At 63.4% G+C, this 19,491-nt stretch carries 3 protein-coding genes; all 3 read right to left on the bottom strand.

The window, feature by feature from the left end; genetic code table 11:
- Positions 1 to 1,520, bottom strand: a 1,520-nt coding sequence (locus tag UIA24_RS22255; RefSeq protein ID WP_330523947.1) for a condensation domain-containing protein, incomplete at its 3' end; no start/stop codon positions are given.
- A 15-nt stretch (positions 1,521 to 1,535) separates the two neighbouring features.
- Positions 1,536 to 12,476, bottom strand: coding sequence for an amino acid adenylation domain-containing protein (locus UIA24_RS22250; RefSeq protein WP_330523946.1), 10,941 nt, complete (start codon positions 12,474 to 12,476; stop codon positions 1,536 to 1,538).
- Between the two features lie 2 nt (positions 12,477 to 12,478).
- A complete protein-coding gene (locus UIA24_RS22245) occupies positions 12,479 to 19,477 on the bottom strand; it encodes an amino acid adenylation domain-containing protein (protein ID WP_330523945.1) in 6,999 nt (2,332 codons plus the stop codon).
- Positions 19,478 to 19,491 lie beyond the last annotated feature (14 nt).

The raw sequence follows: 19,491 nt of genomic DNA, 5'->3' as shown, positions 1-19,491 counted from the left end.
ATGGCCTCATGCACCAGCGGCAGGTGTGGCGTAACGCCCGCTGGCTGGCTCCAGGTGTGCAGTTGGCGATGCTCGTCATCGGTCAACCAGTCCAATACCAGCAACGGCTGTTGCGGTTGCTCCATGACTTGGCGCAGCACCGCCTCAAAACGCTGAGCAAAGCGCTCGATACTGGCAGGCAGGAACACATCCACGGCATAGGTGAACGACAGCACAATACGCCCGCTGTCGTCTTCGCTGCTGTCCAGCCCCAGGTCAAACTGGGCGGCGGTTTCCACCTGATCCAAGGCTTCCAGGGTCAGCCCCGGCAGGTGAGCCAATGCGCCAAAGCGCTGCCGCTGATGGTTGAACAGTACCTGGAACAACGGGTTGTGGCTCAGGCTGCGTTCTGGATGCAACGCCTCAACCAATTGTTCGAAGGGCAGGTCCTGATTGGCCTGGGCGCCAAGGGCCCGTTCGCGTACCTGCTCCAGCAGGTCGGCAAAGCCTGCGTGGCTATCGACCACGCAGCGCAGCACCTGAGTGTTGACGAACAGACCGATCAACCCCTCGATTTCCAGCCGATTGCGGTTGGCCGTCGGCACGCCGATACGCAGGTCGCACTGGCCACTGGCCCTGTGCAGGCAGACGGCAAAGGTCGCCAGCAGTACCTGGAAGGTCGTCGAGCCCTGTGCCTGAGCGAACTCGCGCAGGCGTTGACCGAAGGCTTCGTCAAGTACACGCCGCTGCTGGGCACCGCGATAGCTTTGCACCGCCGGGCGCGGGAAGTCCCCCGGTAGCTCCAGCACCGCTGAGGTATCCCCCAACTGAGCCGTCCAGTACTCGAGCTGGCGTTGCAGCTCGCCGGCTTCGAGCCACTCGCGCTGCCATTGCGCATAGTCGGCGTACTGCACCGGCAACCCCGGAAGGTCCAGCGCATGGCCTTGAACACTAGCGCTATAGGCGGCAGCAAACTCATCCACCAACACGTTCATAGACCAGCCATCGGCAATGATGTGGTGCAAGGTCAACAGCAGCGCGTACTCGTCATCGGCCAAGGTCAACAGGGTGACCCGAAGCAACGGACCGTTAGCCAGGTCGAAGGGTTGCAAGGCTTCAGCTTCAACGGCGGCAGCCAGGGCTTCCGGGCCCTGCCCGCGCAAATCAATCGACCTGATGGCCAGCGGCGTCGGCGCATCAATCACCTGCCGTGGCTGTGTATCGGCATCTGCGATAAAACGGGTGCGCAGGCTTTCGTGACGCGCCACTAGCCCATCGAAAGCGTTCTGCAGCGCGTTTTGATCAAGCTGACCGCGCAGGCGCAACGCGCCCGGAATGTTGTAGGCACTGTTGGCCGGCTCCAGTTGCGTGAGAAACCACAACCGTTGCTGAGCATAAGACAAGGCCAGTGGCAGGGTGCGATCAGCCGGGCTGATAGGCATCTGCGCAAACAGGTCGATACCTTTCTTCTTCAAGAGTGCGGCCAGTGCCTTGCGTTTTTCAGGGGCAAGGTCTTTCAAGGATGCGATCAGGCTTTGCATAAATTCAGTTCTGTCCTATTCCGCCAGCAGGGCTTCAAGTTCTTCAGTCGAAAGACCGTCGAGTTCTGCCAATGCCGCATGGATATCGTCTTGCAGTTCTTGGCGCGCAGCCTCGGCGTAAGGGCGCAATGCCTCGACATAACGGGCGAAGGCCTCAAGCTGTGGGTGTTCGAACAGCTCGCGCACGCCAACGTCGAGATCGAACTCACGCTTGAGGCGTGAAACGGTCTGTACCGCCAGCAAGGAATGCCCGCCCCGTTCGAAAAAGTGGTCATCAAGGCCCACACGCTCCACGTCCAGTACCTGCGCCCAGATACGGGCGATGGCCTGTTCGGTGTCAGTCTGCGGCGCCCGGTACTCGCGGCCTGCAGCAGCGTCCGGCTCGGGTAGCGCGCGACGGTCGAGCTTGCCGTTGGCGGTCAGTGGCAACGTCGGCAACACCACGATCTGTGCCGGGACCATGTATTCCGGCAGCCGTTCATGCAGGTGGGCCTTGAGCTCGTCCTGAATCGCCGGCGCCGGGCTGGCGACATAGCCCACCAGCCGGGGGCCACCGGCGCCCTCCTTGACCAGCACCGCCGCTTCGTTGACCTGGGGGTGGCTTTGCAACTGCGCTTCTATTTCCCCCAGCTCGATGCGGAAACCGCGAATCTTCACCTGCTGGTCGATACGCCCCAGGTATTCCAGGCTGCCATCGGACAGTCGCCGGGCCAGGTCGCCGCTGCGGTACAGACGTTGGCTGGCATCGAACGGGCTGGCGATGAAACGCTCACTGGTCAGTTCCGGGCGGTTCAGGTAGCCGCGGGCCAAACCGGCACCACCGACGTACAGCTCACCGGCAATGCCGACCGGTTGCGGGTTGAGGGCCGCATCCAGCACGTGCAGGCTGAGGTCGGCCAACGGTCGGCCAATCGGGCTCGGGCCTTTATGGGCAAGGTCTCGCTCGGTGATTTCCCGGTAGGTCACGTGCACCGTGGTTTCGGTGATGCCGTACATGTTGATCAAGCGCGGCTGGCGATCGCCGTAGCGTTCAAACCACGGCCGCAGGCTTTCCAGTTCCAGGGCTTCGCCGCCGAAGATCACGTAACGCAGGCTCAGCGGCGCCGTGTTTTTCTGCGCCAGCGGGATCAACTGACGGAACGCCGACGGCGTCTGGTTCAGCACCGTCACGCCCTCTTCGCTCAGGAGCTTGAGGAAATCTTCCGGTGACCGGCTGGTGAAATACGGCACGATCACCAAAGAACCGCCGTGCACCAGGGCGCCAAAAATCTCCCACACCGAGAAGTCGAAGGCATAGGAATGGAACAGGGTCCAGATGTCGTCGTGCTTGAAACCAAACTCACCCTGGGTGGCCTGGAACAACCGCTCGACGTTGCGCTGGGTCAACTGCGCGCCTTTCGGCTGACCGGTCGAGCCCGAGGTGTAGATCACATAGGCCAGTTGTTCCGGGTCGATAGTCACCTGTGGTGCGCTGCATGGCTCTGCAGAAAGGTCCAGGGTGTCCAGGGCTAATACCTGTACCGGCAACTGCAAGTCCAGGCTGGACAGGCTGATGACCTGTTGCAGGCCGGAGTCCTCGACCATGTAGGCCAGCCGCTCCGCCGGGTAGTCAGGATCCAGCGGCACGTAGGCACCGCCGGCCTTGAGCACGGCCAACAGAGCGACGATCAGCTCCGCTGAACGGGGCAAGGCCACGCCGACCAGTACATCGCTGCCCACACCGAGGCTCACCAAGCGATGGGCCAGTTGATTGGCACGCTGTTCCAGCTCGGCATAGCAGAGGCTGACGCCCTGATGACGGATCGCCACGGCGTCAGGGCGCAACGCCGCCTGCGCGGCAATACGGGTCGAGATCGGCACGAACGCCGGGAAGTGTTGCTGCACCGCGCTCCAGTGCACCAGTTGTTGACGCGCGGTGACGTCATTCAGCTCCAGCCGCCCAAGCGGTTGCGCAGCATCACGGGCCATACCGAGCATCAAGCAGCACAGTTGTGCCATCAGCTGCTGCACGGTTGCGTCATCGAATGCCGCACGGTCATGGCTACAGGAAAACGCCAACGCTTCGCCCAGGTTAACGGTCAGGGCCAATGGGTAGTTGGTCATCTCCAATTGATCGACAGAGCCGAACTGCAGGGCCTGGTCCTGATGCTGGCGCAACGCCTGATCCACCGGGTAGTTTTCGAACACCACCAGCGTATCGAACTGCGCTTGCCCGCCTTGCCCGGCCCAGCCCTGTATCGCGTACAGCGGCGTGTGTTCATGCTCGCGCATGGCCAGGTTGTCGGTTTGCAGGGCGCGCAAGTAGTCGCCCACCGCCTGTTCGGCGAGCGGCTGATGAATAACCGGCAATGTGTTGATGAACAGGCCCAGCCAGGACTCGACCCCTTCCAGCTGCGTGGGGCGACCCGCTACGGTGACGCCGGCGCACACATGCTCAAGGCCCGTGTAGCGCTGCAGCAAAAGCAACCATGCGCCTTGCACCAAGGTGTTGAGCGTGATCCGCTGACGCTGTGCAAATTCGCGCAGACGATGTGTTTCGTCTTTGGTCAGCACCCGTGCGCATGCGCCATAACCGCTTTCCTGGCTCTGGGAGACAGCACTGGCCAACAGGCACGGTTCGTCCAATGGCGCCAGCCGTGCACGCCAAAAGTGCTCACTGGCCTCAACATTCTGCTCTTGGAGCCAGTCGATGTAGTCACGGAAACCGCCTTTGACCGGTTTCAGTGCCAAGGGATCCGCGTAGTGGCGAAGTACCTCGCCAATCAGTTGGGCGTTGCTCCAGCCATCGAGTAACAGGTGATGGCTGGTCCAGATCAGTCGATGACGCTGGTCGCTAACGCGCACCAGGCACAAGCGCAGCAAGGGTGCGTGCTGCAAATCGAAGCCACGGGCGTGCTCTTCGCGTGCCACCTGTACCAGCGCCTTCTCGTCAACGGCGCGTTCACGCCAGTCGAGCACCTGCATCGGCACCTGTAGCTGACGATGAACCACTTGTACCGGCGCAGGCAGGTCTTGCCAGGCAAAGCCCGTGCGCAGGATCGCATGACGCTCCAGTGCAGCCTGCCAGGCGGCGCGGAAACGCTCGACATCCAGGCCGTCGATATCAACACACAGTTGGTTGATGTAAGTACCGGCGTGCGGTGCGAACAATGAGTGGAACAACAGCCCTTGCTGCATAGGCGACAGCGGGTAGATGTCTTCAATTTCACGTGGCGGGACGGCCAGGCTATCGAGTTGCGCCTGGGTCAGTTGCGCCAGTGGAAAATCACTGGGCGTCACACAGCAGGCCATTGGGCTCATGCAGTGATCAAGCAAGCGGATGAGTTCGCGCTGGTAATCGTCCAACAGCACCTGTAACCGGGCACGACTGAAACGGGCAGCGTCAAAGCGCCAACTCGAGCGCAACTCGCCGGCATACACCTGGCAGTTGATTTCCAGCGCAGCCAATGCGGGCGTACCTGCCCCCTGCTCCACCCCTGCCGATTCACTGGCGGGGTGCAGCAGGTCATCGGCGCCGAAGCTGGTGTCGAACTGCCCCAGGTAGTTGAAGGTGACCTGTGCCGCAGGCAACTCATGCAACTGCTCGGCCCTTGCCAAGTAACGCAGGGCACCATAACCAACACCTTTATGCGGCACCTGACGCAGGGTCTCTTTGCTCGCCTTCAGCGTCGTCGCCAGATCGCTGTGAGCGCCAAGGCGCACCGGGTACAGGCTGGTGAACCAACCAACGGTGCGGGTCAGGTCGAGGTCTGCGAACAACGCCTCGCGGCCATGGCCTTCCAGATCGATCAGCACGCTAGGCTGCCCGCTCCAGGCGCACAAGGTCCGGGCCAGGGCCGTCAGCAGCAGTTCATCAATGCGCGTGCGGTACGCCGTGTTCGCGGTTTTCAGCAACTGGGCGGTGCGGGCCTTGTCCAGGGTCAGGGTCAGGCTTTCGATACCGCCGCCGGGGGTGCCGTCCTCCGGGAACTGATCCATGGGCCCCGCAAGCTGCTGTTGCCAGTAGGCCACTTCCGTTTGCAGCACCTCGCCGTGGGCAAAGGCTTCCATGTGTTCGGCCCAGTGCTTGTAGGCGCTGGTCTTGGCCGGCAACGGTAACCCGGCGTAGGCCTGCTGCAAGTCCTCCAGCAGGATGCGCCACGACACGCCGTCAACCACCAGGTGATGCACCACCAGCAGCAAGCGAGCCGTCCCATCGGCCAGCCGAATCTGCACGGCGCGCAGCAGTGGGCCGTCTTGCAGGTTCAGGCTGGCCTGAGCTTCGTCGCAATGGGCGGTGATTTCTGCGGCAGAAGACGCTTCGCGCTCCCACAACACGCCCTGCTCGTTGGGGGCTCGATGGTGTTGAACCCAGCGGTTCCCTTCCTGCTGCCAGCTCAGGCGCAAGGCATCATGGTGTGCGACCAAGGCCTGCAAGGCACGGTTCAATGCCTGGCTGTCCAGCGGTTGCGCAGCCTTGAGCAGTACTGACTGGTTCCAGTGGTGCCGCTGCGGAATCGGCTGTTCAAAGAACCAGGCCTGAATCGACGTCAGCGGCACCGCGCCACTCACCGGGCCCTGGTCAATGGCCAACCCGCCTTCCAGCGGTTTGGCCGCACGCGCCAGGGCTTGCAGGGTCTGGTGTTGAAACAGGTCTTTGGGCGTCAGCGCCAAACCGGCCCGCCGCGCACGGCTGACCACCTGGATCGAAACGATGGAGTCGCCACCCAGTTCAAAGAAGTTATCGTGCAACCCGACCTGCTCCAGCCCCAGCACCTGTTGCCAGATCACGGCCAGTGCGAGTTCTTCCGGCGTGCCCGGTGCCTGATAAACCAGGCTCTCCCATACCGGCTCCGGCAGAGCCTTGCGGTCCACCTTGCCATTGGGGGTCAGCGGGAAGCGTTCCAGCATCAGGATCTTGCTCGGCACCATGTAGTCCGGCAGTTGCTGCCTCAATTCAGCGAGCAAGGTTTCAGCCAGGCTTTCATCCGCAGCAGCGACCACATAACCCAGCAGATGCTTGCCATTGACCACTACCAACGCTTCGCGAACCGCAGCATGGGCCAGCAGGCAGGCTTCGATTTCACCCAGTTCGATGCGGTAACCGCGCAACTTGATCTGCTGGTCGATACGGCCCAGGTACTCCAGTTGCCCGTCATGACGACGGCACACACGGTCACCAGTACGGTACAGACGGCCACCGGTGTTCGAGAACGGGTCGGGGATAAAACGTTCGGCGGTCAGGTCCGGGCGCTGGTAGTAACCTCGCGCGAGCCCTTCGCCCCCTATATACAACTCGCCGATCACGCCCGTCGGAACCGGGTTGAGGTCGGCATCGAGAATATGCGCCTGACGCGCCCCGACCACATCACCCAATGGCGCATAGGCACGCGTTGACGGCCGACCATCGGCCTGCCAGAGCATCGGCGTGATGACGCATTCGGTCGGGCCGTAGCCGTTGATCAACTGGCAACCCAGCGTCTGCTGGAGCAGGCTCAGGATTTGCGTTGGCACCGCTTCACCACCCAAGGTGCAGAGGCGAACCGCCAGCGTCCGCGGTTCACTGCGCAGGGTGTCGCCCAACTGCTGGGCATAGGACGGCGGCAGATCAAGCAGGCTGACCCGCTCGCTGTCCAGCACCTGCAACAAACGCTCGATGCCCCATACATCCTGCCCGCGCATCACCACCCGTGCCCCGGCGGCCAGCGGCAGCAACCACTGCTCGGCGGCGGCATCGAAGCCCAGCGAGGCGAACAGCAACATCGCATCATCCGGCGTCACCTGATAGATACCCTGCATCGCCGCCAAGTGACCGGCCAATGCACCATGGCTGACAGCCACGGACTTGGGCTTGCCGCTGGAACCGGAGGTATAGATCAGGTAGGCCAACTGCCCGGAATGCACCGTCACCTGGGGTTGGCTGTTGGATTCATGTTGCAGGTCCATCCGGTCCAGCACGTAGGCGCCAATACCCGTCGGCAGGCTCATCTCGGTCAGCGCTTCAGCCAGCACCCACTCAAGACCGGCTTCATGGGCCATAAGCGTCAGGCGCTCGACCGGCAATTCAGGGTCCAGCGGCAGGTAGGCAGCGCCGGCCTTGAGCACGGCCAGCATGGCGATCAAGGCGCGTGGCGTGCGCTGCAGCAACACGCCCACGGGCTGCTCCGGCTGCAGCCCGTCACGGAGCAAGCGCTGAGCCAACTGGTTGCTGTGCGCATCCAGTTCAGCAAAGCTCATGTGCAAGCGTTTACCGTGCTCATCCCAGACCAGTGCCACCGCATCCGGCCGCTCAACCGCGTGTTGCGCGATGCGCTGATGAATGGGCAGTGCACCGCTGTAGCGGCTGGCGACTGCCGGTAGCTGACGCTCGGCGGGCAATAGCAGATCCAGGCCTGCCAGCGGTGCGCGAGGCTGGGCCAGCAGTTGCCCAAGCAAGCGCTCGAAGCGCTCAGCAAGGCGGGCAATGCTCCGCGCTTCAAACAGTTCGACGGCGTAGGTAAAACTCAACTGCAATGAACCGTCCGCCGCTTCCAGGCTGTCCAGAATCAGTTCAAATTGCGCGTTACCCACGCTGTTAGGCAGTACTTCGGCGCTCAAGCCTGGCAACTGCCGTAAACCCTGTGCGGTTTCACGCTGATGGTTGAACATCACCTGGAACAACGGCGTACGGCTCAGGCTGCGCTCCGGTTGCAGCGCGTCCACCAGCCGCTCAAAGGGCACGTCCTGGTTCGCCTGGGCTTCAAGGCCAAGGGCATTGACCTGCTGCAGCAGTTGCGCGAAGCCCTCGCGCCCATCGACCTGAATACGCAGCACCTGGGTGTTGACGAAAAAGCCGATCAGGCCTTCGAGTTCCAACCGGTTACGGTTGGCTTGAGGAATACCGATGCGCAGGTCACGCTGGCCACTGTGCCGATACAGCAGCCAGGCATAGGACGCCAGGAGCAGCTGAAACAGCGATGCCCCGTGCTGCCCGGCCAATGCGCGCAAGCGTGTGCCGAAGGCGGCTGGCAAGGTCAGTACATGCTTGGCACCGCGCAGACTCGGCATTGCCGGGCGCGGATGGTCCAGCGGCAACTCCAGCAACGGCTGCTCGCCGCCCAGCCTGTCACACCAGTAGGCCAGTTGTTCGGCGACCTGTGGGCCGTCCAGCCGCTGCTGTTGCCACAGCGCGTAGTCGGCATACTGCAGAGAAAGCGCAGGCAAACGCGCGGCGCGGCGCTCCTTGGCGGCGCGATACAGTTCGGCAAACTCCTCGATCACAATGCCCATCGAGGCACCGTCGGTGATGATGTGATGCAGGGTCAGCAGCAACACCCAGCGGTCGTCCGCACGTTCCAGCAGGGTCACGCGCAACAATGGCCCATTGCCCAGATCAAACGGGCGCAAGGCTTCACGCCGGGCTTCTTCGAGTACGGCGGTGAACGACTGCCCATGCATCGGTACACGGGTGATGGAAATGGGTCGAGGCTCATCAATCAGCTGCTGCGGTTGGCCAGCGGCGTCGAGCGCAAAGCGTGTGCGCAGGCTTTCATGACGCGCCACCAGCGCGTCGAACGCCTGCTGCAGCGCCTGATGATCAAGCGTGCCCTGCAGTTGCAGCGCAGCCGGAATGTTGTAGGCCGCGCTATCAGGCTCCATCTGCGCGAGGAACCACAGGCGTTGCTGTGCGGCCGATAACGGCAACACTGATGGTCGAGGTGCAGCCCTTAACGGTACCTGCGCCGCAACCTGTTCAGGCAACTGTGCGACAGCGCTGGCAAAGCCGGAAAGGTCAGCGGCTTCAAACAGGCAGCGCAACGGCACTTCACGCTTGAGTTGTCGACGAATGCGGCTGATCACCTGGGTTGCCAACAGCGAATGGCCACCCAGCTCAAAGAAATTGTCGTCCAGCCCTACCCGTTCAACACCCAGCACCTGCGCCCAGATCCCGGCCAGGCTGATCGCAGGCTCGCTGTCGGCGGCTCGCCATGCGCGGGCCTGCCATACCGGCTCAGGCAAGGCCAGCCGGTCGATCTTGCCATTGGGTGTCAGCGGCAGTTGCTCCAGCACCACGATCTGCACGGGCACCATGTACTCGGGCAGACTGCGACGCAGTTCGGCTTTAAGGGTTTCGGCCAGCGTTTCCCCCGCTGAGGCCGCGACATAACCGACCAGGCGCGTGCCAGCGGCGGCTTCTCGGGCCAGCACCACGGCAGCACGCACCTCGGCGTTGGCCAGCAGTTGCGCTTCGATTTCACCCAATTCAATGCGGAAGCCGCGAACCTTGACCTGATGGTCGATACGTCCGAGGTACTCCAGGACGCCATCGGGCCGCCAGCGCACCAGATCGCCTGTGCGGTACAAACGCGCCCCCGGCTCACCGAACGGGTCTGGCACAAAGCGCTCGGCGGTCAGGTCCGGGCGTTGATGGTAACCACGGGCCAGGCCTGCGCCGCCGATGTACAACTCTCCGGTGATGCCGACTGCAACCGGCTCAAGACGCGCATCGAGTACATAGGTCGAGGTCGCGGCGATGGGCCGGCCAATGGGTTGGTTCGCCGGGCTGACGGCGCGCATGGCTTGCGCGGTGGACCAGATGGTGGTCTCGGTGGGACCGTACAGGTTCCATAGCCGGGCACCGTTACTGCCCAGCGCTTCGGCCAGATCGCGCGGCAAGGCCTCTCCCCCGCAGATCAGGGTGTGCCGCGATGACGGCTGCCACCCGCTCTCCAGCAGGATGCGCCATGTCGCCGGGGTTGCCTGCATGACGTCGGCCTTTTCCAGCGCGGCTTGCAGCGCCAGGCCATCGCGGGCCTGTTCGGCACTGGCCAGCAGCACGCAGGCGCCACGCGTCAGCGGCAGGTACAGTTCCAACGCGGCGATATCGAACGACAGCGAGGTCACCGCCAGCCAGGACTGATCGGCAGCGATGCCCGGAGCCTCGGCCATCGATTGCAGGAAGTTGCTCAATGCGCCATGACGGACCATCACCCCCTTGGGTTTGCCGGTGGAGCCCGAGGTGTAGATGACGTACGCCAACTGCTCCTCAGCCACGGCAATGTTCGGGGCCGTGCTCGGCTCTGCGCCAAGGTCCAGTGTGTCCAGATGCAAGGCCTGGATGCCTTGCGCCACGTTCAGGCGCTCTGCGACCACGGTGCTGGTCAGTAGCAGCTCCAGGCCCGAATCTTCGATCATGTAGGCCAGGCGCCCCGCCGGGAACTCCGGGTCCAGCGGCACATAGGCCGCACCGGCCTTGAGCACGGCGAGTAACGCCACTAGCAGATGGGGTGAACGCTCCAGCGAGACCCCCACCCGCGCATCGGGGCCAACGCCCAGCGCTAGCAGCCGATGCGCCAGACGATTGGCCCGTTGCTCCAACTCGACAAAGCTCAGGGTTGTGCCCTCGGCAACCAGCGCAGGTGCATCCCCCTGGCGTGCGGCGCAGGTTTCAATCAGGCGGTGCACCGCTGTCAGTTCCGGGAAGCTGCGGGTGTTATTGGCCAAGGCCACGATGCTGCGACGCTCGTCCTCGTCGAGCAATGGCACTGCGTCCAGTGCACAATCCGGGGTCTGCGGCAGCACCTGCAACAGGCGCAGGAAGTGTCGCGCGAGCTGCTCAATACTGGCCGCGTCAAACAGGTCAGTGGCGTAGCCGAAGGTCAGCCGCAAGACGCCAGCGCTGTCCTCCTCACTGTCCAGGTTGAGGTCGAACTGCGCGTTACGGCTTTCACGCTCGAACGGCTCGACACGCAGCCCCGGTAACCGAGCCAGGGCATCAAGGTCACGACGCTGATGGTTGAACATCACCTGGAACAGCGGGTTGTGGCTCAAGCTGCGCTCAGGTTGCAACGCTTCGACCAGTTGCTCAAACGGCAGGTCTTGATGTGCCTGTGCCCCAAGGGCGGCTTGCTTGACCTGTTCAAGCAAGTGGGCGAAGCCCTGTTCGCCGTCCACTTCACTGCGCAACACCTGGGTGTTGACGAAGAAACCGATCAACCCTTCACATTCCAGGCGCTGACGGTTGGCGATAGGCACGCCAATACGCAGGTCCCGCTGACCACTGTAGCGATACAACAGGACCTGAAACGCCCCGAGCAGCACCTGAAACAGCGTACAGCCGTGACGCTGGGCAAACTGACGCAGCTCATCGCTGAGCGCCGCCGGTACGACCAGCGCATGTTTGCTGCCACGGTAATCGCGCACTGCCGGGCGTGGGTGGTCGGCGGGCAGTTCGAGCATCGGCTGACGCTCACCCAGTTGTTGCCGCCAGTAGGCCAGTTGGCGATCCTGCTCCCCCGCTTCCAGCCAACTGCGCTGCCACAACGCGTAGTCACGGTACTGGATCGTCAAGGCCGGGAGCTCAGGCTCGCTGCCGGCGCTGAACGCCGCATAGGCCTTGGCGAACTCGTCGATCAGTACCTTCATTGACCAGCCATCGGCGATGATGTGGTGCAGGGTTACCAACAGCACATGCTCGTCATCGGCCAGACGCAGCAGGCCAACCCGCAGCAACGCGTCGTGTTGAAGGTCGAACGGCGTCAGGGCCTCGAGCGTGGCCGCGTCTCGCGCAGCGCCTTCACGTTTAGCGGCCGGCAAATCGCACAGGTCCTGCTCGCGGATGTCCAGCGCTTGCTGGTTCAGCACGATCAACTGTGGCTGATCATCGTGACCACGCTGAATACGGCTGCGCAGTGTTTCATGACGCGCAACGATCCGCTCGAACGCACGCTGCAGGGCGGCACGGTCCAGTGTGCCGCTCAGGCGCAGCGAACCGGCGATGTTGTAGGCACTGCTCTGCGGCATCAATTGTGCGAGGAACCACAGGCGTTGCTGCGCGTATGACAGTACCCCACTGTGGGCACCGATCCCCGCAGGGATCGGCAGCAAGTTGAGGTTAAGGTTCTGTTCCCCCAAGCGTTGGAAAAACACCCGACGTTTCTCACCGGGCAGCGCCATGAAGCGCTGTGCCAGTTCTAGCGCGACAGTCTGGTCAAGCATGTTCAGTCAATCTCCAAATCGGTGAGAAGTGCTGCCATCCGGCGTGCGGTGTCGGCGTTCAACGCCTGGCTGTGGCAGGCATCGACCTGCGCGCAGAAACGCGTCAGGGTGGTGGCTTCAAAAAGCTCGCGCAGTGCAACCTGAGTACCCAACTGCTGTTGCACACGGGAAATCACCTGGGTTGCCAGCAGCGAGTGGCCGCCCAGTTCAAAGAAGTCATCGTCCAGGCCGACCCGCTCAACGCCTAACAGTTCGGCCCACAGGCTGGCTACAGCCCGCTCGGTATCGGTCTGCGGCGCCCGGTACTCGCGGCCTGCAGCAGCGTCCGGCTCGGGTAGCGCGCGACGGTCGAGCTTGCCGTTGGCGGTCAGTGGCAACGTCGGCAACACCACGATCTGTGCCGGGACCATGTACTCCGGCAGCCGTTCATGCAGGTGGGCCTTGAGCTCGTCCTGAATCGCCGGCGCCGGGCTGGCGACATAGCCCACCAGCCGGGGGCCACCGGCGCCCTCCTTGACCAGCACCGCCGCTTCGTTGACCTGCGGGTGGCTTTGCAACTGCGCTTCGATTTCACCCAGCTCGATGCGGAAACCGCGAATTTTCACCTGCTGGTCGATACGCCCCAGGTATTCCAGGCTGCCGTCGACCCGGCGCCGGGCCAGGTCGCCGCTGCGGTACAGGCGTTGGCTGGCATCGAACGGGCTAGCAATGAAGCGTTCGCTGGTCAGTTCCGGGCGGTTCAGGTAGCCACGGGCCAAGCCGGCACCACCGACGTAAAGCTCACCGGCAATGCCGACCGGTTGCGGGTTGAGGTCCGCATCCAGCACGTGCAGGCTGAGGTCGGCCAACGGTCGGCCAATTGGGCTCGGGCCTTTATGGGCAAGGTCTCTCTCGGTGATTTCGCGGTAAGTCACGTGCACCGTGGTCTCGGTGATGCCGTACATATTGATCAAGCGCGGCTGGCGATCACCGTAGCGCTCGAACCACGGCCGCAGGCTTTCCAGTTCCAGGGCTTCGCCGCCAAAAATCACGTAACGCAGGCTCAGCGACGCCGTGCTTTTCTGCGCCAGAGGGATCAACTGACGGAACGCCGATGGCGTCTGGTTCAGCACCGTCACGCCCTCTTCGCTCAGGAGCTTGAGGAAGTCTTCCGGTGAACGGCTGGTGAAATACGGCACGATCACCAAAGTGCCGCCATGCACCAGGGCGCCAAAGATTTCCCACACCGAGAAATCGAAGGCGTAGGAATGGAACAGGGTCCAGACGTCGTCTTGGTTGAAGCCGAAATCGCCCTGGGTGGCCTGGAACAGCCGCTCGACGTTGCGCTGGGTCAACTGCGCGCCTTTCGGCTGGCCGGTCGAGCCCGAGGTGTAGATCACATAGGCCAGTTGTTCCGGGTCGATGGTCACCTGTGGTGCGCTGCATGGCTCTGCAGAAAGGTCCAGGGTGTCCAGCGCCACCACCTGTACCGGCAACTGCAGGTCCAGGCTGGACAGGCTGATCACCTGTTGCAGGCCGGAGTCCTCGACCATGTAGGCCAGCCGCTCCGCCGGGTAGTCCGGATCCAGCGGCACGTAGGCACCGCCGGCCTTGAGCACGGCCAACAGGGCGACGATCAGTTCCGCTGAACGGGGCAAGGCCACGCCGACCAGCACATCGCTGCCCACACCGAGGCTCACCAGGCGATGGGCCAGTTGATTGGCACGTTGCTCCAGCTCGGCATAGCAGAGGCTGACGCCCTGATGACGGATCGCCACGGCGTCAGGGCGCAACGCCGCCTGCGCGGCAATACGGGACGATACCGGCACGAACGCCGGGAAGTGTTGCTGAACTGCACTCCACTGCGCCAACTGCTGCCGCTCGGTAGCGCTGTTGAGCTGCACCCCACCCAGCGCTGTGTCACTGCCAGCCACCAGTTGTTTGAGCACCTGCAGCCAATGTGCGCCCAACCGCTCAATGGTCGAGTGTTCGAAGCGTTCGGCGGCATACAACAGGCGTACGTGAACCACGCCGTCAGTGTTTTCTTCGGTGTCCAGCACCAGGTCAAATTGAGCACTGCGCTCAGTCAGTTCCAGGCGTTCAAAGCCGAGCCCGCTGCGTTGTGCCAGGCCGGCGATATCGCGGCGCTGGTGGTTGAACAACACCTGAAACAGCGGGTGCGTCCCGGGTGTGCGCTGGCTGACCAGCGTCTCCACCAACTGCTCGAACGGCACGTCGGCGTGGGCCTGGGCGTTGAGGGTGACATCCCGGGCCTGGCCCAGCAGTTCGCCAACCGTCTGCACAGCAGCCAATTGCAGGCGCAGTACCAGCGTGTTGATCAAACAACCCACCAGCCCCTGGCTTTCGCCCTGCTCGCGGCCACTGACCGGCAAGCCGATGCGCACATCGTGTTGCCCGCTGTAGCGTTGCAGCAGCAGACCGAAACCGGCCAGCAGCACATGGAACAAGGTACAGCCATTGGTTTGCGCGGTGTGGCGCAGATCCGCGAGCAATGCCCCGTCCAGCGTAAAGCCATGGCAGGCGCCACGCCCCTGCGACAGTTCCGGGCGGGCACGGTCATACGGCAGGGCCAGCGGTTCGCCCGCGTCCTCCAGTTGCGCGGTCCAGTAACCCAGTTGGCGTTGCATCTCGGCGCCATCCAGACGCTCACGCTGCCAGGCGACGTAATCGACGTAGTCCCACGCCAACACAGGCAACTGCGCAGTCCGCCCAGCCTTGGCGGCGGCGTAGCACTCACCCAGTTCGTCCATCAACAATGCCATGGACCAGCCATCGGCGATCAGGTGATGCAGGCACACCAGCACGACGTGCCGGTCCTGTTCAAGCTGCATCAGCGTGACCCGCAGCAACGACGCATGCTCCAGATCGAATGGACGGGCGATCTCGTCGGCGGCTATCTGATGCACTGCAGCAAGGCGTTGCCCCGGCGCTACATGGTTCACGTCGACATCGCGCCACTGCGGTCTGCGCCCAGCGACGATCCTGAGTCGCGGTTGCCCGGCGTCATCGAAAAACGCGGCGCGCAGCATTTCATGGCGTTCCGCCAATTGGGCAAAGGCCTGGCGCAAGGCGTCATGCTGCAGTTCGCCGCTCAGTTGCAAGGCACCGGCAATGGTGTAGGCACTGCTTTGTGGGTCCAGTTGCGCCAGGAACCACAGCCGTTGTTGCGCCGCAGACAGCGGCAAGACGCCCGTGCGTGGCAGCCGGGGAATAGCCGGCGCCTCGGGTGCGGCCAAGGCCGCCGGCGCCGGTTGCAATGCCGCCAGGGCAGCAATGGTCGGCATGGCGAACAACTGTTTCGGTGTCAGCTTCAAGCCACGTTTTCTGGCACGGGCAATAATCTGCAGGCTCAGGATCGAGTCGCCGCCCAGTTCAAAGAAATTGTCGTCACGACCGACCTTGTCGCACTTGAGCACCGCCTGCCAGATCTCGGCCAGGAGGGTTTCGTGCTCGCCTTGCGGGGCCGCGAAGTGCTGCGTGGGGCTGGCCTCGGCCGGTGCGGTCGGCAAGGGCAAGGCGTTTCGATCGAGCTTGCCATTGGCATTCAACGGCAAACGCTCGAGCAGGATCAGTCGGGCCGGCACCAGATAGTCCGGCAGGTGCTGTGCAAGGTGCTCGCGCAGGTTGTCCAAGTACAGGTGTGTGCCTGTTTCTGCCACCAGATAGCCCAGTAACTGCGGATGTTCATCGGCGTTCAGGCTGGCCAGTCGCACCGCAGCGGCCGCGACACCCGGCAATGCACTCAAGCAGGCGGTGATCTCACCCAGTTCGACGCGGTTACCGCGAATCTTCACCTGATCGTCAGTGCGGCCAAGAAACTCCAGTTGCCCCTCACGCAGGCACACACGATCCCCCGTGCGGTACAGCCGCTCGCCCGGGAATGCAGGCGCGAAGACAAAGCGCTCAGCGGTCTGCCCGGCTTGCCCCAGGTACCCTCGCGCCAGACAGCGACCGCTGAGGTACAGCTCTCCCGGCTGCCCGGCGGGCAACAACCGTTGCTCGGCATCCAGCACCCGCGCAACCACGTTGGCCAGCGGCCGGCCCAACGGCAGGCGATCGGGTGTCGAGTGATCAGCGCCCAGTGCCCAGGTCAGCACGCCCACCGTGGTTTCACTCGGGCCATAGTGGTTGATGATCCGGCAATCCGGACGCAATGCGCGAATGCGTTCCAACAGCGCCCTGTCGCAGGCTTCGCCCCCTACGATCAGGGTATGGCCGGGCAGCACATCGGCTGCGCGCTCGGCGTGCAACAGGCCACGCAAGTGGCTTGGCACGATTTTCAATACCTCAACCTGATGGCGCGTCATGTACTCGGCGAAGCGGTCGGGGTCAAAGCGCCGCTCCTGCCCGGGCACATGCAGCAGGCCGCCATTACACAAAGCGCCGAACAGCTGGGTATGGCCCAGGTCCGCAGCACTGGTCGACACCAGCGCCATGCTTGCCCCGGAGGGCAATTGCAGGCGTTCGAGAATGGCCTGTACATAGTTGGCCAATGCGCCATGCTCGACCAGAACGCCTTTGGGCTGCCCGGTAGAGCCCGAGGTGTAGATCAGGTAGGCGCCCTGCTCGGCGGACACGCTCAGTGCCGGGGCTTCGGCGCTCTGGCCGCTCAGCTCAGCGCTGTCCAGCGCCAACAGCGGATGCGCGCAGGCTTCGGCCAACGTTTGGGTGGCAGCATGGCACAGCAGCAACGCCGCACCACTACCGTCAAGCAGCCTGCCAAGGCGTTCAGCGGGCTGGCGACAGTCCAGCGGCAGGTACACCGCACCAGCCTTGAGGATGCCGAGCAAACCGATGACCAGGTCAACCGATGGCTCGACACACAGGCCAACCGGCGTTTCCGGGCATACACCGCGCTCGATCAGCGCATGGGCCAGGCGGTTGGCGGCCACCTCGACCTCGGCGCGACTCAGCCATTGCTGTTCGTCCTGTAGCGCAGGAGCATCGGGGTTCAAGGCCAGCTGTTCGGCCCAGCCATCGAGCACCGTCACCCACGGGAACTCACGTGTATCGCCGCGCAGTTCACTCAGCGCGTGCGCTGCATCGCCTGGCAGCGCCACCGGCAGTTGCTGCACACGCTGTTCAGGTTGGTTGGCCATGGCCATCAGCACCTGCCGCACTTGCAGCAGCAAACGTTCGATCTGCTGCGCGGTGAACGCTGCGCGTTGGAACGAGAACGTCAGGTGCAGTTGCTCGTCGAGGCTGGCGATCAGGCTCAACGGGTAGTTGTTACGCCCACGTGCAGCTGCCTCGGCCGCCTGATCGTCGAGCAGGCTCAACTTCAGGCCCGCCGGTTGCTGGCGCAGCACCTCGTCCAGCGGGTAGTTCTCGAACACCAGAATGCTCTCGAACAGTGCGCCGCTCTGCACGCCGTCGCCGGGACGGGCCACGCGCTGCACGTCGGCCAGTGGGCTGTGCTCCAGCGCACGCAAGTCCAGGTTGGTGCGCTGCAAGGCTTGCAACCAGGTCGCCACCGATTGCTCCGTCGGCAGTTGAACCCGCAGCGGCAAGGTGTTGATGAACAGCCCGACCATTTCCTCGACCCCGGCCAGCGGCAAGCCGCGACCAGAAACCGTGATGCCGAACAGCACATCGCTGCTGTTGGCATAGTGCCCCAGCAACACGGCCCAGGCGCCCTGCAACAGGGTGTTGATGGTAACCCCCAGACGCTGCGCCGCAGCACGCAGATGCGCAGTTTCACTGTTTGCAAAGGTACTGCCGAGTTCGGCATACCCCTGTTGCCCGGATGCCGTTGAAAGGCGACCCGGCAGCGGCGTCGGCGCCGTCCAGTCGGCCAATTGCCCGCGCCAGAAGTCCTGGCGAGCCGCTACGGATTGCCGTTGCAGCCAACCGATATAGTCGGCGTACGGCCGTGAACCGATCGCGCCCGCCCCGGCTGCATGGCCATGATAATGGCCCAGCACATCGCGCAGGATCAGGCCCATGCTCCAGCCATCAAGGGCGATATGGTGGTTGCTCCAGATCATCCACCATTGCTCTTCAGCAACACGTAACAGGCCCAGGCGTATTTCACCGGCACGGCGGAAATCGAAACCGGCACGGCGCTCCCCGTCCAGCAGGTCCTGACGACGTTGGCGCTGTTCACTCAGGCTCAGGCCGCGCCAGTCATGGGCCTGCAGAGTGACCCGGGCATGGCGCTGCACCACCTGCAACGGCATGCCGACTTCTTCCCAGTAATAGGCTGTACGCAATACCGGATAGCGCTCGGCAACCCGGGTCCAGGACGCAATCAATGCCTCCTGGTCCAGCAGGCCTTCGATGAGGAAGCCACGCTGGTAGAAGTAGGCATCCTCGGCGCCGTCTTGCAGAGCGTGGAACAGCATGCCCTGTTGCAGCGGCGATAACGGATAGACGTCTTCGATTTCGCGGGGCGCCAACGGCAAGCTGTCCAGTTGCTCCTGACTCAGGCGGGTCAGCGGGAAATCGCTTGGCGTCACCCCGCCCGCTTCGGCGCTCAGGCAATGTTCGAGGACTTCGTGCAACGCCTCGGCGTAGCCGTCCAGCAAGGCCTGCACACTGGCAACACTGTGCTGCGTCGTGTCAAAGCGCCAGTTCAGGCTCAGCTCTGCGCCATGCACCTGGGCATTGATTTCCAGGCGCTTGAGCGAGGGGGCTTGCGCGCTCTGGACTTGCCCACACGACTCCGCTGCCAAGACGAACAGCCCCTGCGCCGCGAAGCTGGCGTCCAGTTGGCCGAGGTAGTTGAAGGTCACCTGCGCAGCAGGCAACTCAGCCAGTTGGGACGCCCCCGCCAGATAACGCAGGGCGCCGTAACCGACGCCTTTGCTGGGCACCTGACGCAAGGCTTCCTTGATTGCCTTCAGGTTCTCGCCGATGCCTTCGAAGCGCATCAGGCGTTGTGGGTACAGGCTGGTGAACCAGCCAACGGTGCGGGTCAGGTCGATGTCCGCGAACAGCGCCTCGCGGCCATGGCCTTCCAGATCGATCAGCACACTGGGCTGCCCGCTCCAGGCGCACAAGGTACGGGCCAGGG

Source organism: Pseudomonas sp. AL 58 (assembly GCF_036348395.1).
Classification (GTDB): domain Bacteria; phylum Pseudomonadota; class Gammaproteobacteria; order Pseudomonadales; family Pseudomonadaceae; genus Aquipseudomonas; species Aquipseudomonas defluvii.
The sequence above is the reverse complement of the archived record's forward strand: the minus strand, read 5'-3'. Positions and strand labels throughout refer to the sequence as shown.

Coding starts and splice junctions, on each gene's coding strand:
- UIA24_RS22250 (WP_330523946.1), bottom strand. CDS start 12,476: ATGCTTGACCAGACTGTCGCGCTAGAACTGGCACAGCGCTTCATGGCG.